This window comes from Clostridium sp. MSJ-8, from assembly GCF_018918325.1.
Lineage (GTDB): Bacteria > Bacillota > Clostridia > Clostridiales > Clostridiaceae > Clostridium.
Window position 1 is genome coordinate 22,887 of record NZ_JAHLQH010000053.1, and the last position, 23,693, is coordinate 46,579.

A 23,693-nucleotide genomic window follows, 5' to 3' on the forward strand; every position below is an offset into this window, starting at 1 on the left:
TCTTAAATATACTTCTCTATTTAGATTAAATAAAATAATTAAATTGTATTATTTATCTTATCATTTTACATAAGATAATATATAATAGTTAAAGAGTTTAATATTTATTAAAGGAGAGTCTTGGAATTGAAAAGGAAGAGATTGTTATTAACGAGTTTAATTGGAATTGTTCTAATTATAGGTATTACATATCTTATTTGTATTAATGTGCAAGTAAGTAAGTATAAGAATAAGATTTATAAAGGTATAACTATTGAAGGGGTAGATGTAAGTGGTATGACCCAAAAAGAAGCCATTAAAGCACTTAATAAAGAACTTCATTTAGATGAAGCGAAAAAACCCTTGAAGATAGCTGTTGGTGATAAAGTTAATACTTATGATTATAATGATATAGAATTATCTTGTGATTTAAACAAAGCTGTAAATAAAGCTATTAGATATGGAAAAGAAAAAAACATATTTAAAAGAAGTTCTATGATATCAAAAGGATGTAAGAAAGAGATTGATGTTTCAATAACATATAATGGCGCAAAATTAAAAGAATTAGAAGCTAAGATTATGGAAGATGTCAATATAGAGGCTACTAATGCTAAAATAACAATTAATAATGGAAATATCACAATTACTCCAGAACAAGTAGGATATAAAATAAGTGCAAAAAAACTGCATGACGAATTAATTACTAAATTAACAAAACATATGAATAGTTCAGTAATGAAAATAAGTTTAAAGAAGACTAACCCTACAGTTAAAGAAGCAGATTTAAAGAAGATAAAATCTACACCTATGTCAACATATACAACATATTATGGTGCTTCTACAGCTGATAGAGCTGAAAATGTACAAATAGCTGCATCATTAGTAAATGGAACAGTACTTATGCCTAATGAAGAATTTAGTTATAGTGAAGTTTCACAAAGAGGAAGAGGACAGTATAAAAATGCTGCAGTATATGTTAATAATAAAGTTGAACAAGCAGAAGCAGGAGGAATATGTCAAGTATCTTCAACCTTATATAATGCTGTTATGAGAGCTAACATAAGGTCTACTCAAAGAACTAATCACTCACTTCCAGTTTCTTATGTGCCTAAAGGCTTAGATGCTACTGTTTCATGGGGATATTTAGATTATAAATTTAAAAATCCATATGATTTTCCTGTATATTTAGAAGCAATTGCATCAGGTGGAGCTTTAACAATAAATGTTTATGGAGATATTTCAGCATTAAAAGGAATAACATATGATTTAACTAGTAATGTATTAGAAACAATACAGCCAGAAACAGTATATGAAGATGATGCAAATTTAAATGAAGGAGTAGAGGTAGTAGAACAAGGTGGACAAGTAGGATATAAAGTTGAATCTTATATAATAGGGTATAAAGATGGAAAGGAAGTATCAAAAGAGCTTATAGCAAATGATACATATGCTGTTACTAATCAAATAGTTAAGAGAGGAACTAGAAAACCAGAAGTAACTACTAAAGAAGAGCAAGCAGTACCGGAAGACAATACTTCAGAGAAAACAGAAGAAAATAATGATTCAAATGAACAGAAGCCGCAAGAAGAATCAGAAAATGAGCAATAAATGTAACAAAGCATTTTTTATAGATATTTATTTTTTATCTGAAATGTAGTATTATTTTTAGTAATGAATTTATGTCTATATACAATGGAGGCTGGAAAAATGAATTTTAATATAGTTTTATATCAACCAGAGATACCACAGAATACTGGCAATATAGCTAGAACTTGTGTATTAACTGATTGCAAATTGCATCTTATAAAACCATTAGGATTTGAATTAGATGAAAAACATTTAAAAAGAGCAGGGTTAGATTATTGGAAATATCTTGATCTTGAAGTTCATGAAAGCTATGAAGATTTTATGAAAAAATACGGAAACAATAAGATATATCTAGCATCTACTCATGGCAGTGAGTTCTATGATGAGATAGAATTTAAACAAGGCGACTTTATAATGTTTGGTAGAGAAACATGTGGTGTTCCAGAAGATGTACATAATGCTTGTGAAAACATGAGAGTTCCTATGATTAAGAGCAGTGATAGAAGTCTTAATTTATCTAATACGGTAGCAATTATAGCTTATGAAGCATTAAAGCAAATAGGATTTCCTAATATGAAGTAATCAGGAATAGGATGGTGAATATGGAAAAGATCAAGATAATAACAGATAGTTCAGCAGATATGCCTAAAGAAATATTTAGAGAACTGGATATAGAGGTATTACCACTTTTGATAAATTTTGGCGAGAAGAGCTATCTAGATGGAGTAGATATAACTATAGATGAATTATTTAAGAGAATAGATGAAGGAGATGTATTCCCCAATACTTCACAAGTAACACCAGTTAGATTTCAAGAGGCATTCAAAAAATATTTAGATGAAGGATATAAGATTATATCTATACATTTATCATCAAATATGAGTGGAACATATCAATCAGCATGTATGGCAAAAGAACTTCTAGAAAGTGATGATATATATGTTATAGATTCACAAACAGTAACAGCAGGGTTAGCACTTCTAGCTTATAGAGCAGCTAAATTAAGAGATAAAGGCATGAGTATAGAAGAGATAGTTAGTGATTTAGAAGAGATGAAAGGAAAAATATCTGAATCATTATGTTTTGAATCATTAGATAATCTTATAAAAGGTGGAAGAATATCTAAGACTGTAGGTGTAGTTACAGGAATGCTTGGGATAAAACTCATATTATATGTAAAAGATGGTTTAATGGCTGTAAAAGATAAAGTAAGAGGAAATAAGAAAGCAGTTAAGAGGATAATAAAAGATATAGAAGATTTAGTTCCTATTGAGGATATGCCTGTTGTATTAATAAATGTTAATTATGATGAAGTATGCAACGAATTAAGAAAATATCTACAAGACAACAATATTTTTACTATAGAAACGAAGGTTGGATGCACTGTCGGGATTCATTCTGGAAATAATGCTACAGGAGTATTTTTCTTTGCTAAAAATATGTGAAAATTGAGAATTTAAAATTGAGAATTGAGAATTTAGAAGGTATAATTTTAAATTTTTAATTCTCAATTCTTAATTTAAAAGGTATAATATAAAATAAGTACATGAATAAAAATAACAGAAAGTAGGAACAATATTTGTGTATTTGAATAAAAAATAAAAAAAAATTATAGAAACACTTTAAAAGTTATAAAATCTGTTTTATAATAATAGATGTGGGACATTTAGAGATTTAGTGGGACATTGTTAGACCAAAGGGGTGTTTAAACTTGCAGGAAATATTAAAACTAGAAATGAAGATAGTTCCTGAACTTATAGAGTTATTAGATAAGAGGTATAACATTCTAAGGACTATTTATTATAAGCAACCTATAGGAAGACGTGTATTAGCTACTGATCTTAATTTAGGTGAGAGAATAGTTAGAACAGAGATTAACTTTCTTAAGTCTCAAGGTCTTATACAGATTAATACGCCAGGTATGACAGTAACTGAGAGTGGAGAAGAATTAGTTAATAGTCTAAGGGGCTTTATATATGAAATAAAAGGCCTTTCAGATATGGAACACAAGGTTAAAGAATTACTTAACATTGAAAAAGTAATAATAGTACCGGGAGATGCAGACGAGAATCCCACAATATTAAAAGACTTAGGCAAGGCTTGTGCGAATTACCTTAAAGATGTTATTAGAGATAAAGATATAATAGCTATAACAGGTGGAAGTACACTTAAGGAAGTTGTAGAAGCTTTTAAACCTAATAATAGTTATCAAGATATCCTTGTAGTACCAGCAAGAGGTGGTATGGGGAGAAAAGTAGAAACACAAGCTAATACTTTAGCAGCTTCTTTTGCAAAGAAGTTAAAAGGTAACTATAAGATGCTTCATATACCAGATAATTTATCTTTGGATTTAATAGATACTTTGATTAAACAAAAAGATATAAAAGAGGTTATTGACTATATTCATAAATCTGATATATTAATTTATGGAATAGGTAATGCTCTTAAGATGGCAGAGAAGAGGGGAGCATCAAGAGAAGAAGTAGAGAGACTTGTTGAATTACATGCTGTTGGAGAAGCTTTTGGATGTTATTTCAATAAGGATTCAGAAGTGGTTTCACAGAATGCAGCTATAGGTATAAACTTCTTAGAAGCAAAAAATATAAGAAGACAAGTAGCTGTAGCAGGAGGAATGAGCAAGGCAGATGCAGTTATTTCTACTCAACTTAATAATACACATGGTGTCTTAGTAACAGATGAAGCTATAGGTAGAGAAATAATTTCTAGATTATCTAAAGACACTAATTAATTAATTTCGTTATAAAATTTATTTTTATAAAATAAAAAACAACTATCTTTTTAGGAGGTAATTATTAATGGCAAATGTAAAAGTAGCAATTAATGGTTTTGGACGTATAGGACGTCTAGCATTCAGACAAATGTTCGGAGCAGAAGGTTATGAAGTAGTTGCAATCAACGACTTAACAAGCCCTAAGATGTTAGCTCACTTATTAAAATATGATTCAGCTCAAGGTAAATATGCTTTAGCTGACAAAGTAACAGCTGGTGAAGATTCAATCACAGTTGATGGAAAAGAAATCAAGATTTATGCAAAAGCTGACGCTAAGGAACTTCCATGGGGAGAAATCGGAGTAGACGTAGTATTAGAATGTACTGGATTCTACACTTCAAAAGCAAAAGCTGAAGCTCATATAGCTGCAGGTGCTAAGAAAGTTGTTATTTCAGCTCCAGCTGGAAATGACCTTCCAACAATTGTTTACAGCGTAAATGAAAATACATTAAAAGCAACTGATACAGTTATCTCAGCTGCATCATGTACAACTAACTGTTTAGCTCCAATGGCTAACACATTAAACAACTTAGCTAAGATCAAGAAAGGATACATGACTACTATCCATGCTTACACTGGAGATCAAATGACTCTTGATGGACCTCAAAGAAAAGGTGATTTAAGAAGAGCTAGAGCTGCAGCTGTTAACATAGTACCAAACTCAACTGGTGCTGCAAAAGCTATCGGATTAGTTATCCCTGAATTAAAAGGTGTATTAGACGGATGTGCTCAAAGAGTTCCAGTTCCAACTGGTTCATTAACTCAATTAGTAGCTGTTGTTGATGGAAAAGTTACAGAAGAACAAGTTAACGCTGCTATGAAAGCTGCTGCTTCTGATTCATTCGGATACACTGAAGAAGAATTAGTTTCTTCAGATATCGTAGGAATTACTTACGGTTCATTATTCGATGCAACTCAAACAAAAGTTATGGATATGGGAGATGGAACAACTTTAGTTAAAGTTGTATCATGGTACGACAACGAAAATTCATACACTAGCCAAATGGTTAGAACTATAAAATACTTCGCTGAATTAGCTTAATTTAGTGAATTGGATTTTGATTGCTTTAATATATTTTAGCAGTCTTATAAGATCCTAAAGGAAGAAGGGTCTGGTCTCTAAGGCATACTTATAAGACCGGGCTCTTTTTTGTAAAATAATTAAATTTTTGAGGTGAAAAGAATGGGCTATAATAAAAAGACTATAGAAGATATAGATGTTAAAGGTAAAAGAGTTTTAGTTAGATGCGATTTTAACGTTCCATTAAAAGATGGAGTTATAACTGATATAAACAGATTAAACGGTGCTCTACCAACTATTCAATATTTAATTAAGAATGGAGCAAAAGTTATATTATGTTCACATATGGGTAAACCAAAGGGTGAACCAAAGCCAGAATTATCTTTAGCACCAGTTGCAAAGAAATTAAGCGAAATGTTAGGAAAAGAAGTAGTTTTTGCTGCAGATGATAATGTTGTAGGAGAAAATGCTAAAAAAGCTGTTGCTGCTATGAAAGATGGAGATGTAGTATTATTAGAAAATACTAGATACAGAAAAGAAGAAACTAAGAATGGAGAAGAATTCTCTAAAGAATTAGCTTCACTTGCTGAGGTATTTGTAAATGATGCATTTGGTACTGCTCACAGAGCTCACTGTTCAACAGTAGGTGTTACAAATTACTTAGATACAGCTGCATGTGGATACTTAATTCAAAAAGAATTAAAATTCTTAGGAGAAGCTGTAAACAATCCAGTTAGACCTTTCGTTGCAATATTAGGTGGATCAAAAGTATCTGATAAGATCAACGTTATTAACAACTTATTAGAAAAAGTTGATACATTAATAATCGGTGGTGGAATGGCTTATACATTCTTAAAGGCTCAAGGATATGAAATAGGAACTTCATTATGTGAAGATGACAAGATGGATTATGCTAAAGAAATGATGGCAAAGGCTAAAGAAAAAGGAGTTAAGTTCTTATTACCAGTAGATCACAGAGTTGCTGCTGAATTCAAAGATGTAGCTGCTACAGTTACTGATGATGAAAATATTCCAGCTGGAAACATGGGATTAGATATCGGACCAAAGACAGAAAAATTATATGCTGATGCTGTTAAAGAAGCTAAGACTGTTATCTGGAATGGACCAATGGGAGTATTCGAATTCGAAAACTTCAACAAAGGAACTATTGCAGTAGCAAAAGCTATGGCTGATTCTGATGCTACAACAGTTATCGGTGGAGGAGACTCAGCTGCTGCTGTTAATACATTAGGATTTGGAGACAAGATGACTCACATCTCAACTGGTGGTGGAGCTTCACTTGAATTCTTAGAAGGTAAAGTATTACCAGGTATAGATGCATTAAATGATAAATAATTTATAGAGGTGAATTAATAATGACAAGAAGAGCTGTTATTGCTGGAAACTGGAAAATGAATAAAACTCCAGAAGAAGCTGCTAAAGTAATAAATGAATTAAAACCATTAGTAAAGGATGCTACTTGTGAAGTAGTTATTTGTCCTACATTTGTATGTTTAGATGCTGCTATAAAAGCTGCTGCTGGTTCTAACATAAAAATAGGTGCTCAAAATATGCACTTTGAAGAAAGTGGAGCATTTACAGGAGAAGTTGCTCCAGGAATGTTAGAAGCTATGGGAGTAGATTATGTTGTATTAGGACATAGTGAAAGAAGAGAATACTTCAACGAAACAGATGAAGCATTAAATAAAAAAGTAAAGAAAGCTTTTGAACACAACCTAATTCCTATATTATGTTGTGGAGAAACTCTTGAAGAAAGAGAAAATGGAACAACTAATCAAAAAGTTGGTTACCAAATAAAATCAGATTTATTCGGATTAACTAAAGAACAAGCAGAAAAAGTTATTATAGCTTATGAACCAATCTGGGCTATAGGAACTGGAAAAACTGCTACTAAAGAACAAGCAAACGAAACAATAGCTGCTATAAGAAGCGTTGTTGCTGAAATGTTTGGTCAAGAAGTAGCTGATAAAGTAAGAATCCAATATGGTGGATCAGTTAAACCTAATACAATAGCTGATCAAATGGCTATGTCTGATATAGATGGAGCATTAGTTGGAGGAGCTAGTTTAGTAGCTGATGACTTCTCTAAAATAGTAAATTACTAGAATTAATATAATTTAAGATTAAAGGTGTATATCTATTATTGTATATGGATATACATCTTTTTTTTATCTTCAGCAAATTATATTTTGTTCTTATTGAACTTTCGAAATAATATATTTTAAAGAGGTTTTAGAAAAATATAAAAGAGGTGCTAGATTGAGATATACCAGGTATGATTATAATAAGAGTAGAAAGTTTAATAAAGGAGTATTACAAATGATAATGGTTTTTATTATGGCAGTAGTTATTGGAGTAGTATTATTCAAATTTTTTTCAAGTGAAATTGAAGGTACTATATTAGTAAATAACAATATTAATGAAAATCAAAAAATAGATAAATCTTCATTGATGATAAAATCTTTTCAATGTGGAGTATATTCTACTGAGGATAGTGCAAAAATTGCAAGAGAAGCTATTCCTCAAAGTATAAATTCAATGATAATTCATGAAGATAATTATTATAAAATAATAGTTGGATTTTATGAAGAAAATAGTGATATAGAGAAAAAACTTCAAGAACATAAGATAGACAATTATGAGATAGAATATGAATTACCAATGAAAAAAGAAACAGATAAGAAGAGAAATGAAGTAGTAAAAGCATATATGAAGATTATTGAAAAAATATCTCAGGATAATGTAGAAGATATAGATTCAACAGAATTAAAAAAATGGATAAAAGATAATTGTAATGGATATGAAGATGAAGTCGATATTGTTAAGTTGGAGAAGTTTACAGATGAATTACCTGATAAGATAAAAAAGGATAATATACCACAAATAATGACTAATATATATAATTGTTTACAAAAGTTCAAAAAAAATTAATTCTTAAAAATTAATTAAAAAAAGATATAATTGTTTAAAGCAACTTGTTTAAGACATTATTTAATGATAAACTATATTAGGTATGAAAAATATAGTTTATCATTAAATGATGTTATTAGACAGCTATTATTTGATTTTAATATAATATTATTTAATGAATTTATAAAACCTTATAGGTAGGATGTGATGTGTTGAATTGTATTTTAGCTTCAGCGTCGCCTAGAAGAAAAGAATTGCTTAAGAGAATTATAGATGAATTTCAAGTTGTTACAAGCGATTTTGATGAGAAGTCAGTTCGATTTGATTCATCTGTTGAAGAATATGTAGAAGAATTAGCTTATGGAAAGGCTAGAAATGTATTAAGTAAGGCAACGGAAGATTCAATAATAATAGCAGCAGATACTATAGTAGTTATAGAGGGTAAGATATTGGGTAAACCTAAAGACGATTTAGATGCATATAAAATGCTACAATTACTTAGTGACAATGTTCATGAGGTATATACAGGTATTGTTGTGATAAATACGTATAATAATAAAGTGCTTAAATCGGTAGAGAAAACAAAAGTTAAGTTTTCCAAGTTAAATGAAGAAGATATAAGAGGATATATAGAAACAGGCGAACCAATGGACAAAGCGGCAGCATACGGAATACAAGGTAAAGGTGGCGTTTTTGTAGAAAAGATAGAAGGATGCTTCTATAATGTTGTTGGATTACCATTAAACAGATTAAGAAAAATGTTATTAGAGATAGTAGAAGATTAGTTTTATTAAAAAGTAAATCATATAATTGAAAGGGGAATTATTTTAATGGGATTATTTAGTTCGAATAAGTACATGGGAATAGATTTAGGTACAGCTAATACACTAGTTTTTGTAAAAGGCAAAGGCATTGTTTTAAGAGAACCTTCAGTTGTAGCTATGAATAATACAAATAAAAAGACATTAGCAGTAGGATCAGAAGCTAAATTAATGATAGGTAGAACACCAGGTAATATAGTAGCGATAAGACCACTTAAGGATGGTGTAATAGCTGATTTTGATATTGCACAAACAATGATAAAATCATTAATAGAGAAGAGTGTTAGTAAGGGATCATATAAGAGTCCTAAGATAATAGTATGTTATCCATCAGGAGTAACAGAAGTTGAAAAGAGAGCTATAGAACAAGCAACTAAGCTTGCAGGAGCAAGAGAAGTATTATTATTAGAAGAACCTATGGCAGCAGCTATAGGAGCAGGACTTCCAGTTAGTGAACCTACAGGAAGTATGATTGTAGATATTGGAGGCGGTACTACAGAAGTTGCTATTATATCTCTTGGTGGTATTGTAACTAGTAGATCATTAAGAATCGCAGGAGATGAATTAGATCAGTCTATTATAGCTTACATTAAGAAAGAATATAACTTAATGATAGGTGAGAGAACTGCAGAACAAATTAAGATGGAGATAGGTTCGGCATTTAAAGTAGAAGACGAGAGAAACATGGAAGTAAAAGGTAGAGATTTAGTTTCAGGTTTACCTAAGATAGTTGAAATATCAGAATCACAAATAAGAGAAGCGCTAAGAGAACCTATTAGCTCAATAATAGAAGCTATAAAAACAACTTTAGAGAAGACACCACCTGAATTAGCAGCTGATATCATGGAAAAGGGAATAATGTTAGCTGGAGGTGGAGCATTATTAAAGGGACTTGATGTATTAATTACACGTGAAACTAATATGCCTGTACATATTGCAGAGTCACCTTTAGATTGTGTCGTTTTAGGTGCTGGAAAGGCCTTAGAAGATTTTGATCAAGTAGTAAGAAGTAAGGATGACGAGATTTAATAATGAAGTTTTTTAAGAATAAACTGACAGTAACTGTAATAGTTCTGTCAGTTACATTTTTAGTTTTAATAGGTATTTCTGCTAGCAGGAATATAAAAGGACTAGAAGGAAGTGCAGGCAACGCTTTAAGTCCTATTCAGAAGGTGGCTTATGGAATTAACAGAGGAGTAAAAGATTTTGTTGATTTCTTCTTGAATTTTTCTAGTGTAAGAGATGAAAATCAAGATTTAAAAGAAGAAAATAATGAATTAAAAGATAAACTTTCTGAGTACTCAGATTTAGCACAAGAAAATGAAAAGTTAAAAGCTTTATTAGATTTTCAGGAACAAAGATCAGAATATAATTATATATCGACTAATATTATAGGTACTAGAGGCAGTATACTAGAGGGATATATATTAGATAAAGGTTCTAAAGATGGTGTTAAGAAGGATATGGTAGTTGTATCAGCTGAAGGATTAGTAGGAAAGATAACTAGTGTAGCTAAGAATTGGTGTGTAGTAGAATGTATAATTAATGAAAATATTGCGGTAAGTGTTATGCCTGAATCTACAAGAGAAAAGACAGGTATATTACAAGGATATACAGATAGTAACACTAATGAAAACTTAACTAAAATTAATTATTTACCAATGGATTCGAAGATAAAAAAAGGAGATGTAATTCTTACATCTGGATTAGGTGCAGTATATCCAAAAGAGATAAGAGTTGGCGAAGTAGTATCAGTTGAAGAAGATAAAGTTCAATTTATGAAGACTGCAATTGTAAAGCCTTATGTTGATTTTGATACATTAGAAGATTTAATGATAATTGTACCAAAAGATACTAGAGAAATTGAATATAATTAGAGGTGTTAATATGAAAAAAAGATATATAGTTATAATATCAATAATACTTCTTATATTAGATACTTCTTTATGCCCATTTATTAGTATAAAGGGTGCTTATCCTAGTTTGCTATTTGTTTTTGCTGTTTCATATGCAGTTATAAATGGACCAACAAAAGGAATTGGAATTGGAATATTTTCTGGTGCGCTACAAGATATATTTTTTAGTCAAAGCTTTGGAATTAATATATTAACTAACCTTATAATATGTTACATCGTTGGAGTAATTGGGGAAGGTATATTGAGAGAGAAGAAACTAATTCCATTGATTTCGGTTTTGGTAAGTAGCATTGTTAAGGTTTTACTTGTATATGTAATTATGAGATCTTTATTTGATTATAATAATGATCTTGGAGTAGCGATACCTTATGCAATATATAATTCAGTAATTACATTGCTTATATATAATAAGATATACCAACTGTGTAATGAAAAAGAAGATAAGTATTCATGGAAATTTGGCAAGAATTAATATGTGCAATTGATGGGAGATATTAAAAAATGATAGTTAACAAGCCTAAAAAAAAGAAAAAGATATCAAGATATTCTATATTATTAGGTATCATGGTAGCTGTTTTTACAATAATATCATTAAAATTAATATACATACAGATTTATAAACACGATGATTATGAGCAAAAGGCTAACAATACAGCTACAAAATTTGTTTCTGAAAAAGCTCCAAGAGGAGAGATATTAGATCAAAATGGCAATGTATTAGCAACTAATGAGCAAACATATGCATTGACATATACAAAAACTGATGAAGCAGATAAAGCTTTTTATGACACTATGGATATAATATTTTCTATTTTAAATGAAAATGGAGAAAGTGTCGAAGATGATTTAAAATTAAAAATAGATGAAAATAATAATTGGTATATTGATTATGATAATACTGATGCTGACTTAATTAAAAGTGAAGATATACGTTTCAAGAGAGATAGAGGTTTAAACGAACAAGTTGAAAAAAAACTTAAGTATAACACTGAAAATGAAGATTTGACAGATGAACAAATTGATAAAGTTAATGATAAATTATATGAAATTACACCAGAAGAAGTGTTCTACTATTTAGTAAAATCGTATAACATAATAGATGTAATTAAACCTTCGGAAAAGGAAGCTAAACAGTATGCAAAAATGAGTGGAAAAAAATTAACTCAAATTTTGTTAGATAAAGGATATACATACCAGAAATTAAGAGATTATATAGTTATAAAAGATGCCTTAAAAATGAAGAGCTTTCAAGGTTATAAGTCTGTAACTATAAAGAAAAACTTAAATAAAGATGCAGCAGATATAATTCTTCAAAAGCTTAATAACCTTCCAGGAATAGATGTTACACTTGAACCTACAAGAAAATATCCATATGGAACATTAGCTTCATCGGTTATTGGATATTTATCATCAATTAGTGAGACTAATAAAGAGGAATATGAACTTAGAGGATATGATGCATCTACAGATACTGTTGGTGTAGCGGGAATAGAAAGCGCTTTTGAAGAACAATTAAGAGGAGTTACAGGTGGTACAACTGTAAAAGTTAATTCATCTGGTAGAGTTACTCAAGAATTGTTTAAGTTAGAAGCATATCCGGGCAATAATATTAACTTAACAATAGATAAAAATTTACAATATGTTGCCACAACAGCTCTTCAAAATACAATGAATGATATTGTATCAGCTGGAGAGTACAAAAATGCTAATAGAGGTGCAGTTGTTGTAATGGAAGTTAATACTGGAAGAATATTGGCGTTAGTTTCATTACCAGAATATGATCCAAATAATTTTTCAGTAGAAGGAAAAATATCAGATGAAGAGAAGAAAGCATATTTTTCTCCTGATTTAGAGACATTTGGAACACAATTTATTCAATCTAGAGGCTTAAATAAAACAATAGATGATTTATTCCCTAAAGATGAGAATGGTAACAGAGAAGATATATATGATATATACCCAAGACCATTTTATAATTATGCAACACAAGGTTTGATTCCACCAGGTTCAACATTTAAACCATTAACTGCAATAGCAGGACTTGAGAGTGGTGTTGTTACACCTAGTGAAACTATTTATGATACTGGTGTATTTGATATACATCCAGAGTTATTTACAACTGAAACAGCACCAAAGTATCATGTGGCATATGGAAATGTTGACGTAGCTAGAGCAATAGAAGTATCTTGTAACTTCTTCTTCTACGAAGTAGCATATAGAATGTATCAACAAGCACCAGATAAAGTAGAAGGATTAAATGCACTTGCAAGTTTTGCATGGAGATTTGGATTAGGAGTTGATCCAAATGGAGATCAAAGGGCAAGTACAGGAATAGAAATATCAGAAAACTTTGGTCAAGTTTACAACTATACATCTTATAAGAATACAATGGCAAGTTTAGTTAAGTATAATTTAAACTCATATTTAGAGAGTGGTTCATTAAGAGGATATTCATTTGTTCCATTTGATTTTTCTGCTAGAGATGATGATTCAGAAGAATTAAAAGATGCTAAGGTATCATTGAAGGATAAGATAATTAATAGATTAAAGAGTGTTGATCCTAATAATGTTTCAGCATTAGGAAATAGTGATGAATTTGCAAAAAAATTAATATCAGATATAAAAAAAATAATGGATAATTCAGAGTTATATAAGCAAAATGTATCTGAATATGAATCTTCACATAATACAAAAGTAGATCTAGACAATGAAGCTACAAAGATAGCAAATGCTATTGCATTATATGTGGTTTATGATGTAACTTCAGAAATGACTTCTGCAGCTCAAGAAGTTTATGCTGCTATAGGACAGGGTACAAATACTTTTACGCCACTTCAATTAGCTCAATATGTTTCTACATTAGCTAATGGAGGAACTAGATATAAAGCACATTTAGTTGATAAAATAACAAACCCTGAAGGAGAAGTTATTCAAGAGTATGGAAGTGAAGTACTAGATAAAATTGATTTAGATGAAAACAATCTAAAAGCTGTAATAGAAGGTATGAAACGAGTTACACAAGATGATTCAGGTACAGCCTTCACTACATTTAGTAATTTTCCAATTACAATAGCTGGTAAAACAGGTACAGCCGATTTTAAAGATGAACAGTATGATTTGGGAAGAGCACCATATGCAACATTTATAAGTTTTGCACCAGCAGATGATCCTAAGATAGCAGTAGCAACTGTTGTTTATGATGGAGGACATGGTGGAAGTGCTGCTCCAGTAGCAAAAGCAGTATATGAGTATTATTTCAAGGATCAGATATTAGAAGCTAATCCAGGATATCAATTTTATGATTATGTACTTAATACTCCTGCAGATAATAAATAGTTAATGAAAAGCAATATTATTATTTATAAAGGTTAATCTTTATAGATAAATATTGCTTTTTACTTTTTTAATGTAAGGTTTAATGGTATAATTGTAAAGAAAAGTCTGATTTAATGTATAAATTTTTAAAAAAAGTATAAAGGGTTGGTGAGGGGGAATCCCAATGAAGGATAAAGGTATAATTATAAAAGGCAATAAGGATGGGGTAAATATTCTTATTGATATGGATAAATATAACAGTTTTGATGATATGTTAATTATATTAATCCAGAAGTTATCAAGAAGTAAGACATTCTATGAGGAATCAACTATATACATAACTACAAGATTATCTGAATTTTTAAAGGAAGATATTGAACGATTAAGAACAGTATTGTTTGAAGACATAAAAGTCAAAGAGATTATATTTGAAGATGTTGATTCAAATGATGAACAAGAAGTCAGCGAAAATACAGGTTTTTCTGGAATTAATGAAGGTAGAACAAAATTTATAAGAAAAACTATTAGGGGTGGACAAAAAATACAATATTCAGGTAACCTAGTAATAATAGGCGATATAAATAGTGGCGCAGAAGTGTATGCAGGTGGTAATATTATTGTATTAGGGAATATAAAAGGCAACGTATTTGCAGGAGTTGAGAATAATAGGGAAGCTATTGTAGCAGCATTTTCTTTGCAACCAGAGATACTTAAGATTGGTGATATTATAACTATGTCACCAGATGCAGAGAAACCTTTGTATCCAGAAGTTGCAAAGGTAAAGGATAATGTTATAATTGTAGAACCTTATCTAAATAATAAATATATATAAAAAAATTGGAGGTATTCAGAAAAATGGGTGTGTCTATTGTTATTACGTCAGGAAAAGGTGGAGTTGGTAAAACAACTACAACAGCAAATATAGGAACTGCTTTAGCAGCATTAGGAAATAAGGTAGTAGTTATAGATGGTGATACAGGATTAAGAAACTTAGATGTTTTAATGGGATTAGAAAATAGAATTATATATACTATTTTCGATGTTGTGGAAGGTAGATGTAGACTTAAACAAGCTTTAATAAAGGACAAGAAATTCCAAAATCTATGTTTATTACCTACTGCACAAACAAAGGATAAAGATGATTTAAGTGCAGAGGATATGTTGAAAATAGTAAATGAATTAAAAGAAGAATTTGATTACGTATTAATAGATTGTCCTGCTGGTATTGAACAAGGATTTGAGAATTCTGTAGCAGGTGCAGATAGAGCTCTTGTTGTGGTAAATCCAGAAATAACATCAGTAAGAGATGCAGATAGAGTTATAGGTAAGCTTGATGCAAAAGGTTTAGATGATCATGCAGTAATAGTTAACAGATTAAATTATGAAATGACTCAAAGTGGAGATATGTTAGATGTAAATGATATAATAGAAACTTTATCTGTAAAACTTATAGGGGTTGTACCTCAAGATAATAATGTAACTGTATGTACAAATAAAGGAGAACCTATAGTTTTAGAAGAGGATGCATATGCAGGAAAGGCATTTAGAAATATAGCAAAAAGAATTACAGGAGAAGAAGTTCCATTTATGGATTTAAGCACAAATTCAGGTGGATTTATAAATTCAATTAAGAAGTTATTTGGCCGCAAATAAGGGGGAGAGTATTTATGGGATTTTTTAATTTTGGTGGTAAACCAAAACCAAAGGATGTAGCAAAAGATAGATTAAGATTAATACTTATCAATGATAGAGGCGATATTCCACCCGAGACAGTAGATAAGATTAGAGAGGAGATATTGCAGGTAATATCTAAATATATAGAGATATCAGATGATGATGTTGAGATATCAGTTACTAAAAGTGAAGAAATGCAGGGAGATGCTAATTCTGCAATATCATGCAACATACCTATAAAAGGTGTAAAAGGAAGATAACGATAAGCTGTTTTAAGATAAATTAAATTTTATTTTAAGCAGCTTATTTTATGGAATATAGTTATTAAGAATTTCTTATTATATGTTTTATAATATGGTGAAATAATTTTGTATAATATATAATAAAGAGAGTATAGGAGGTGATTTTTTGCTTAAGAATCTTAAAATAGAAAATAAATTATTAAAAGAGATGGACAGTGGTTTAATAGTTACTATGGTTCTTATAATCTTTTATGGAATTTTAAATATATATATTGCAACAAAAGGTGGAGCTAGTGATTATGGTAGTTTTTACTTTGTAAAAAAACAAGTAGGAGCTTTTGTGTTGTCAATGATTGTATTTTATATATTTATAGCAATAGATTATCATACAATTATGAGATATGTTCCTATAGTATATTGGCTTTCTATTGTATTGCTTATTACAGTATGGATTCCAGGAATTGGAGTTAGGGTAAATGGCGCAAGAGGATGGATTAATCTTAGAGTTATGTATTTCCAACCGGCAGAACTTGCAAAGTTTGGGATAATTCTTATGTTGGCCAAAATTATCAATGAAATGGAAGAAGAAGAAAATATTAATACAATAAAAAACTTAGGTAAATTATTATTCTATGCAGCTATTCCTATGATTTTAATTGTTATTCAACCAGATATGGGAATGACTATGGTATGTTTCTTCATAGTACTAGGAATTCTATACATAGCAGGACTTGATAGAAGAATAATAATAGGTGGTGTTGTAACACTTGCAGTAGCAATTGTTATAGCGTGGAATACAGGAATAATTCAACCTTATCAGAAAGCAAGAATTATATCTATATTTAATCCAGATGAAACTGATACTACAGATGCTTATCAATTGAATCAATCACTTATAGGGATAGGTTCTGGTGGATTATCAGGAATAAGAGTATCACTTGAAGAAAGTGTTTCACCTGGATATGCAGGAACTCATGTACCAGAAGTACAAACAGATTTCATATTTGCAGCTATAGCAGAGCAATGGGGACTTATAGGATCTATACTCCTTCTTGTTTTATATGGAATACTTATTAAGAAGATGATAAATATTGCAAAGAAAGCAAGAGATAGGTTTGGGTCTCTTATATGTGTAGGAATGATTGCATACTTTATATTTGCAATTGCTCAAAATATTGGCATGACTATAGGTCTTATGCCTATTACAGGTATTACATTACCACTAGTAAGTTATGGAGGTAGTTCTCTTCTAACAACAGTTATGGCAGTAGCTTTAGTTGTTAATATAGGAATGAGAAAGCAAAGGATATTTTTCTAGAGAATGTATATTAAAAATCAGTTTATCCAAAAGCAATAAATTGCATTTGGATAAACTGATTCTTTTTTTGAATAAAAATATATATGATTTAATATAATTAATTGTAATAATTAATGGAGCGATTATAATGGGAAGTTATAGAGAACAATATGAAAAATACTATAATAATATAACTAGAAATCCACAATATAATAGAAATAAGCTTATACAAAATAGTAATAATAAATATAAAGAAGAACCACATAAGCCTAATGGCAAAATATCTAAGCAATTAGTTGGGGCTATAGTTTTAATTGGTGCATTAAAGATATTAGGAACAGTAAAGATAGAAGGGGCACAAGGCATATATGTAGCGACAAAAGAGATGGTTGAGAGTAATTTGGAAATTGTAGAAACAATGGCTTCAGTAGATGATGGAAATGTGACAAGTATAAAAGAGAAGACAATAGATGCAATAGATAAAGCTAAAGTAAAGGTAATAGGTGGAAAGACTCTAAAACAAATTATCAAAGAAGAATATATATTACCTATATCTGGAGGAGAGTATTCGAATTTGCCAGATAATAAAGAAGGCATAATTATAAGAACTACAGGAGTGACAGATGTAATTGCTAGTTTTAATGGAATAGTAACAGATGTAGATAAGTCTGATGACGGTTATCACATAATACTAAAACATAATAATGGTGTTGAGACATATTATGGATTATTGTCAGAGGTAAGTTTAAATGAAGGTGATAAAGTTGATAAAGGAGAAATTATTGGTAAAACAAGTGATATAGGAAATAATAGCTATGGAATTGTTTTTAAAATTATATATATGGGAATAGAAAAAAATCCAATAAGCCTTATGAGTTGTTAGATTATGAAGAAGAAAATTATTATAATATTAGAACTTATGATAATGGTAGTTATATGTACATGGCATAAAAACTTACTTATAGGAATTATGTGGATTATACTACATGAATTTGCACATATATTGATGTGTAAAAAATATAAAGTTAAGATATATGCTATGAAATTGTATGTTACTGGGACAAAAGCAGAGATATATGGAATAGATGAGATCACGGATAATCAAAAAATTTTAATATATATAATTGGTCCAACACTTAATTTTGTCCTTTCAATAATATTATGGTTTATATCAAATAAGACTCAAAACATATATATAATACAAAGTATTTACATTAATCTTGGAATAGGAATATGTAATCTTATACCAGCATATCCCTTGGATGGAGCAAAAATATATGAGATTTTATTGAATAAAAAATATCTATATAAAAAATCAAAAAATATATTGATAAATATTAGTTATGGCGTATCTATTGTGCTATTAGTTTTATTTATTATAACAGTTTATATACATAATTTGAATATAAGTTTATTATTCACATCTATTCTTATTTTTTATTCTACATTTTTGGAAAAGAAAAATATTATGTACATTATAATAAGTAATATATTTAGTAAGAAAAGAAGATTGCAGAATAGAGAATATATAGAAAATAGGAATATTTCTATATATTATAAAATATCTTTAGTAAAAGCTTTGAGTTTGTTAGATAAGAATAGATTCAATTTTTTTTATGTTTTAGATGAGAACTTAAAAGTTATTTCTGTAGTATATGAAAATGAACTTATTGATATACTTGGACAATATGGAAATATTACTTTTTATGAATATTTTCAAAAAGAGAACCTTTTAAGAAAAAGAGAATAAAATAAAATGAAGAGCTAAAATAGATTGGGAGATTAATATATGGCAAATCCTTATGAATTAATTGCTAAGATTCAACAAAGAATGCAAGATCCTGTATTCGCATCTCAGTTTAATTCCTTAATTCAAAAGTTAAATAGTATTCCTGGATTACAACAAGAAGTTATGAGAATAGCAAAGATAGAGGATCCTAATAAAAGGCAGAAAGCTATTAATAGACTTCCACCTAAGGTAAAATCAACAGTAGAAGAAATGATGAGATTACTTAATAGCTAAATTAAGTACTTCTAATTGTTATAAAAATAAGTAAAGATCCATAAATGCTATAAACTTGCTATAGTTTAGATAGCAGAGCATTTTTGATGGAATCTTTACTATTTTTTATAAAAAATAGTCTGACTTAACATAATAAATTAAAGGAATATTTACGTTTACATATTTTGTTGACATATGTAGTCTATTGGATTAAAATGAGGTTAGTGAGAATAATGGATAAAATTGTATTAATGCGTATTATCGAAAGGGGGTGAGAATAATGGAAAAAGATGAAAAGATAATAGATGAGTTATTTGAGGAATTAACAGAAGAAACTCAATTAGCTTCAGATGCATCATGTGGAGGCGGAATATGTTCTGCATGTCATTGCAATTTTACAACTCCTTGGAGCAGCTATGGATGGTAAAGGGTACATAGATGAAAGGATTGAAAAGAGGTGAAAATATATGGAAAAGGACGAAAAAATAATAGACGAGCTATTTGAGGAATTAACAGAAGAAACTCAATTAGCTTCAGATGCATCATGTGGAGGCGGAATATGTTCTGCATGTCATTGCAATTTTACAACTCCTTGGAGTAGTTATGGTTGGTAATAAGTAATACCAAATAAATAAAATGGGTTATTATAAAATTTTATTGAAAATAAGTTTTATAATAACCTTTAATTTAAGTTAGTAATAGTATTTTTTTAGGAAGTGTTAAAGAGGTATTTTATGATTGAAGTATATAACAATTTCATACATTATACAGATAAAAAAAATAATAGATTTGTTATTAAAAAAGAAAATTATAAGGATGTTTTAAATTATATTAGTAAGGGATTTTATAGTCCTTATATAGAAGAGTTAAAAAAAATAAATGTAAATATACAAGATGAAATTTTTAGAGATAAAAGTAAGTTAATTAAAGCAATGAAATTGTCACTTGATTGTATAGAATATTCGTTACCAATACCTAATACTTTTAATATTGAATTAACTACTAAATGTCCCTTAAGATGTCCACAATGTTATTGTTATCTTGATTGTGGTAAAAATATAGACTTAGAAATTGCAAAAAAGTATATTATTGAAGCAGGAAAATTGGGAATTAATTATGTTAATTTAAGTGGAGGAGAAACTTTAGCATATCCCTATTTAAAAGAGATAATTGCTTGTTGTAAGGAAAATGAGGTAAAACCTTCAATTGCTATAAGTGGGTGGAACTTTTCAAAAGAATTATTAAGTGAATTGATTGATAATGGAATTGAATATATATTTGTATCACTTAATGGATCTACAGAAGAAATAAATTCTAAGAGCAGAGATGGATATGGATATGCCATTAATGCATTAAAGATATTAAAAAACAGTAATTTTCATGGATATTTTATAAATTGGGTTGCGCATAATGATAATATAAAGGATTTTCATAATATGGTTAGACTGGCTAAATATTATAGAGCTAAGGGGATATGTATATTAAGTGCCAAACCTGATTCAAATGACGAAATGAAAACTAAACCTACAATTGATAATTTTAAAGCGTTAGGAGATTATATAAAAACGTTTAAAGATGATAGTTTAGAGCTTTCAATAGAAAATTGTTATAGTTCATTAAGGTTTTATGTTTATGGAGATAAGATAATTAGAAGTAGCTGCTTAGCTGGAAAGACTAATTTTTCTATATCTGTAAATGGAAGATTTACAGCATGTAGGCATATTGAGCATGAGGAAGAGTTTGATAGTATAAAAGATTATTGGAAAAATTCAAGTTTCTTATATAAGTTAAGAAGAAGTTTTGCAAATCCAAAAGAACCGTGTTTAAGTTGTGAATATAATAAGAAATGCACTCCGTGTGCTGCTGTAAATTATAGAATATACAAGAAACTATTTAAGGGAAATGAATTTTGCTATGTTAGTAAATTAAAGATGGAGGCACCAAATGAATAAAATAGTTACATGTAATGAGAATACATCTGGAATTGCGTTACAATTACACATAACTGGAAGATGTAATCAAAAATGCAAACATTGTTATCATAATGAATATTTAAATGAACCTATGAAATTAGAAGATATTAGATTAATTATTGAACAATATAAAGAATTAATTTCTAAGTATAATGACAATAAAAAAATTAAAGAAATAGGACATATAAGTGTAACAGGTGGGGAACCTTTTATTAGAAATGATTTTATGGATATACTAAAAATATTTTGCGACAATAGAGAATATTTTAAATTTTCAATTTTGACAAATGGCAGTTTTATTACAGAAGAAGTAGCTAAGAAATTAATATCATATGGAGTTAATGATGTTCAAGTTAGTATTGATGGTAGTATGAAAACACATGATTTTATTAGAGGAGAAGGAAATTTTAATCAAACATTTAAAGCAATTGATATTTTAGTTAAGTATAAAATTCCTACTATAGTTTCATTTACAGCTAATAAGTTTAATTATATGGAATTTGAAGAAGTGGCTAGATGTTGTGAAAAACATAGAGTTAATATATTGTGGTCAGATAGATTAGTACCTATAGGCAACGGAAAGAAAATGTATGATCAGTGTTTATCACCAACGGAAACATTAGAATATTTTAAAATTATGAAAAAAGTTCAAGATGATTTTAGAAAAAGAAAATCATTAACATACATCTCTATTGATAGGGCACTTCAGTTTATTGTTACAAAACAAATCCCTCATAGATGCGTAGCAGGGGATTCCTTAATAACTATAGATGAATTTGGGAACTTATTGCCATGTAGAAGAATGCCAATAAAATGTGGAAATGTATTAAAAGATAATTTATCTAATTTATATTTCAATAGTGAAATAATGAATGAATTAAGAACAAGAAAAGTTTCGAGCGAGTGTTCAAAGTGTAGATTTCAGAAGACATGTAATGGTGGTGCTAAGTGCATTTCTTATGCAATAAATAATGATTTTAACAAAGCAGAACCGTTTTGTCCATTAATATATTATAAAAGAAATAATAATATTAGAAATTTACAATAAGAATAAGCTATATAAAGTTATGGAGGATAAATATGAATAAAACTGTAATAACTAGTTTAAAGTCACAGTTATTGATGCAATTACATGTGACAGGACGCTGTAATCAAAAGTGTAAGCACTGTTATCATAATGAATATGTTGATGAGCCTTTAACATTGGATAGTATAAGAAATATAATAAATCAATATGTAGAATTGCTAGATAAGTATAATAAAGTAAAGAATATTAATTGTATGGGGCATATTAATGTAACTGGAGGAGAACCTTTTGTTAGAAAAGATTTTTTCGATATTTTAGAAATGTTTTATGAAAATAGAAGATACTTTTCTTTTGGAGTATTAACAAATGGAAGTTATATAACAGATGAAAATGCAAAATTGTTAAAAGAGTTAGGTGTTAGTAATGTTCAAGTTAGTATTGATGGTGACAAGGAAATTCATGATTATATAAGAGGTCAAGGAAACTATGATCAGACATTTGAAGCTGTAGATAAATTAAGAAAAAACAATATAAGAACTACTGTTTCATTTACAGCTAGTAAATTAAATTACAAGAAGTTCCCAGATGTTGCTAAGGCTTGTAAAGAACATGATGTCTCAAGGCTATGGTCAGATAGGATTGTACCCATAGGTAATGGAAGTATGCTGAAAGAGCAATGTCTAAGTGCACCAGAGTGTTTAGAATTATTTAAGATTATGAAGGAAGAACAAGACAAAGCTCTTGCTGAAAATTCTAATACAGAAATATTTATAAAGAGGGCTTTACAATTTATTGTGACTAAAAAAGATATATATGGTTGTAGTGCAGGTGATACAGCACTTACAATAGATGAATATGGTAATATTCTTCCATGTAGAAGAATGCCAATAAAATGTGGCAATGTGTTAAAAGAAAATTTAAGCGATGTTTATTTTAATAGTGAAATTATGAATGATTTAAGAAAAAAAGAAGTATGCAAAGAATGCGAACAATGTAGATTTAGAAATAATTGTAATGGAGGAGCAAAATGTATTTCTTATGCAATTAATAAAGATTATAAAATAGCAGATCCATTTTGTCCTTTAATTTTTTATAGAAGAAATAAAAATTAGGAGGA

Annotated in this window: 25 protein-coding genes; all 25 read left to right on the forward strand. The window is 29.2% G+C overall.

Annotated elements, in window-relative coordinates:
• Positions 1 to 126 precede the first annotated feature (126 nt).
• The 25 genes from KQI77_RS12365 to KQI77_RS12485 all read left to right on the forward strand — a co-directional run bounded on the left by KQI77_RS12365 (position 127) and on the right by KQI77_RS12485 (position 23,688).
• Entirely contained in the window at positions 127 to 1,587 is a 1,461-nt protein-coding gene (locus tag KQI77_RS12365; RefSeq protein WP_216390746.1) for a VanW family protein, read from the forward strand.
• A gap of 99 nt (positions 1,588 to 1,686) precedes the next feature.
• Complete coding sequence (locus KQI77_RS12370) at positions 1,687 to 2,148, forward strand: tRNA (cytidine(34)-2'-O)-methyltransferase (protein ID WP_216390747.1); 462 nt, start codon at positions 1,687 to 1,689, stop codon at positions 2,146 to 2,148.
• A 20-nt stretch (positions 2,149 to 2,168) separates the two neighbouring features.
• Complete coding sequence (locus tag KQI77_RS12375) at positions 2,169 to 3,011, forward strand: DegV family protein (RefSeq protein ID WP_216390748.1); 843 nt, start codon at positions 2,169 to 2,171, stop codon at positions 3,009 to 3,011.
• A gap of 266 nt (positions 3,012 to 3,277) precedes the next feature.
• Positions 3,278 to 4,315: a sugar-binding transcriptional regulator gene (locus KQI77_RS12380; RefSeq protein ID WP_253289459.1), complete on the forward strand. Its 1,038-nt coding sequence runs from the start codon at positions 3,278 to 3,280 to the stop codon at positions 4,313 to 4,315.
• 67 nt (positions 4,316 to 4,382) lie between these two features.
• A complete protein-coding gene (gene gap, locus KQI77_RS12385) occupies positions 4,383 to 5,399 on the forward strand; it encodes a type I glyceraldehyde-3-phosphate dehydrogenase (RefSeq protein WP_216390749.1) in 1,017 nt (338 codons plus the stop codon).
• Positions 5,400 to 5,540: 141 nt separating this feature from the next.
• On the forward strand, positions 5,541 to 6,734 hold the full coding sequence (gene pgk / locus KQI77_RS12390) for a phosphoglycerate kinase (protein WP_216390750.1): 1,194 nt from the start codon (positions 5,541 to 5,543) through the stop codon (positions 6,732 to 6,734).
• 20 nt (positions 6,735 to 6,754) lie between these two features.
• Positions 6,755 to 7,504, forward strand: a complete 750-nt coding sequence (tpiA, locus tag KQI77_RS12395; protein ID WP_216390751.1) for a triose-phosphate isomerase — start codon at positions 6,755 to 6,757, stop codon at positions 7,502 to 7,504.
• 214 nt (positions 7,505 to 7,718) lie between these two features.
• Positions 7,719 to 8,330, forward strand: coding sequence for a hypothetical protein (locus KQI77_RS12400; RefSeq protein ID WP_216390752.1), 612 nt, complete (start codon positions 7,719 to 7,721; stop codon positions 8,328 to 8,330).
• A gap of 191 nt (positions 8,331 to 8,521) precedes the next feature.
• On the forward strand, positions 8,522 to 9,094 hold the full coding sequence (locus KQI77_RS12405; RefSeq protein WP_216390753.1) for a Maf-like protein: 573 nt from the start codon (positions 8,522 to 8,524) through the stop codon (positions 9,092 to 9,094).
• Between the two features lie 45 nt (positions 9,095 to 9,139).
• Positions 9,140 to 10,159, forward strand: coding sequence for a rod shape-determining protein (locus tag KQI77_RS12410; protein ID WP_216390754.1), 1,020 nt, complete (start codon positions 9,140 to 9,142; stop codon positions 10,157 to 10,159).
• A 2-nt stretch (positions 10,160 to 10,161) separates the two neighbouring features.
• Complete coding sequence (gene mreC / locus KQI77_RS12415; protein WP_216390755.1) at positions 10,162 to 11,007, forward strand: rod shape-determining protein MreC; 846 nt, start codon at positions 10,162 to 10,164, stop codon at positions 11,005 to 11,007.
• Between the two features lie 10 nt (positions 11,008 to 11,017).
• Positions 11,018 to 11,518 carry a rod shape-determining protein MreD gene (mreD, locus tag KQI77_RS12420; protein WP_216390756.1) on the forward strand — a complete coding sequence of 167 codons (501 nt, stop codon included), beginning with the start codon at positions 11,018 to 11,020 and terminating at the stop codon, positions 11,516 to 11,518.
• 29 nt (positions 11,519 to 11,547) lie between these two features.
• Positions 11,548 to 14,382 (forward strand): penicillin-binding transpeptidase domain-containing protein, encoded by a 2,835-nt coding sequence (locus KQI77_RS12425; protein WP_216390757.1) that lies wholly within the window; start codon positions 11,548 to 11,550, stop codon positions 14,380 to 14,382.
• Between the two features lie 163 nt (positions 14,383 to 14,545).
• Positions 14,546 to 15,193 (forward strand): septum site-determining protein MinC, encoded by a 648-nt coding sequence (minC, locus tag KQI77_RS12430; RefSeq protein WP_216390758.1) that lies wholly within the window; start codon positions 14,546 to 14,548, stop codon positions 15,191 to 15,193.
• 23 nt (positions 15,194 to 15,216) lie between these two features.
• Entirely contained in the window at positions 15,217 to 16,014 is a 798-nt protein-coding gene (gene minD, locus KQI77_RS12435) for a septum site-determining protein MinD (protein WP_216390759.1), read from the forward strand.
• Between the two features lie 14 nt (positions 16,015 to 16,028).
• Positions 16,029 to 16,295 carry a cell division topological specificity factor MinE gene (gene minE / locus KQI77_RS12440; RefSeq protein ID WP_216390760.1) on the forward strand — a complete coding sequence of 89 codons (267 nt, stop codon included), beginning with the start codon at positions 16,029 to 16,031 and terminating at the stop codon, positions 16,293 to 16,295.
• A 148-nt stretch (positions 16,296 to 16,443) separates the two neighbouring features.
• Positions 16,444 to 17,595: an FtsW/RodA/SpoVE family cell cycle protein gene (locus KQI77_RS12445; RefSeq protein WP_216390761.1), complete on the forward strand. Its 1,152-nt coding sequence runs from the start codon at positions 16,444 to 16,446 to the stop codon at positions 17,593 to 17,595.
• Positions 17,596 to 17,722: 127 nt separating this feature from the next.
• Complete coding sequence (locus tag KQI77_RS12450) at positions 17,723 to 18,457, forward strand: M23 family metallopeptidase (protein WP_216390762.1); 735 nt, start codon at positions 17,723 to 17,725, stop codon at positions 18,455 to 18,457.
• Positions 18,458 to 18,460: 3 nt separating this feature from the next.
• A complete protein-coding gene (locus KQI77_RS12455) occupies positions 18,461 to 19,324 on the forward strand; it encodes a site-2 protease family protein (protein WP_216390763.1) in 864 nt (287 codons plus the stop codon).
• 39 nt (positions 19,325 to 19,363) lie between these two features.
• Positions 19,364 to 19,597, forward strand: coding sequence for a hypothetical protein (locus KQI77_RS12460; protein ID WP_216390764.1), 234 nt, complete (start codon positions 19,364 to 19,366; stop codon positions 19,595 to 19,597).
• A 259-nt stretch (positions 19,598 to 19,856) separates the two neighbouring features.
• Entirely contained in the window at positions 19,857 to 20,003 is a 147-nt protein-coding gene (locus KQI77_RS12465; protein WP_216390765.1) for a hypothetical protein, read from the forward strand.
• A gap of 40 nt (positions 20,004 to 20,043) precedes the next feature.
• Complete coding sequence (locus KQI77_RS12470) at positions 20,044 to 20,190, forward strand: hypothetical protein (protein WP_216390765.1); 147 nt, start codon at positions 20,044 to 20,046, stop codon at positions 20,188 to 20,190.
• A gap of 120 nt (positions 20,191 to 20,310) precedes the next feature.
• Positions 20,311 to 21,528, forward strand: a complete 1,218-nt coding sequence (locus tag KQI77_RS12475) for a radical SAM protein (protein ID WP_216390766.1) — start codon at positions 20,311 to 20,313, stop codon at positions 21,526 to 21,528.
• Entirely contained in the window at positions 21,521 to 22,597 is a 1,077-nt protein-coding gene (locus KQI77_RS12480) for a radical SAM protein (protein ID WP_216390767.1), read from the forward strand. Before KQI77_RS12475 ends, KQI77_RS12480 begins: the two co-directional genes overlap by 8 nt.
• 32 nt (positions 22,598 to 22,629) lie before the next feature.
• Positions 22,630 to 23,688, forward strand: coding sequence for a radical SAM protein (locus KQI77_RS12485; protein ID WP_216390768.1), 1,059 nt, complete (start codon positions 22,630 to 22,632; stop codon positions 23,686 to 23,688).
• Positions 23,689 to 23,693 lie beyond the last annotated feature (5 nt).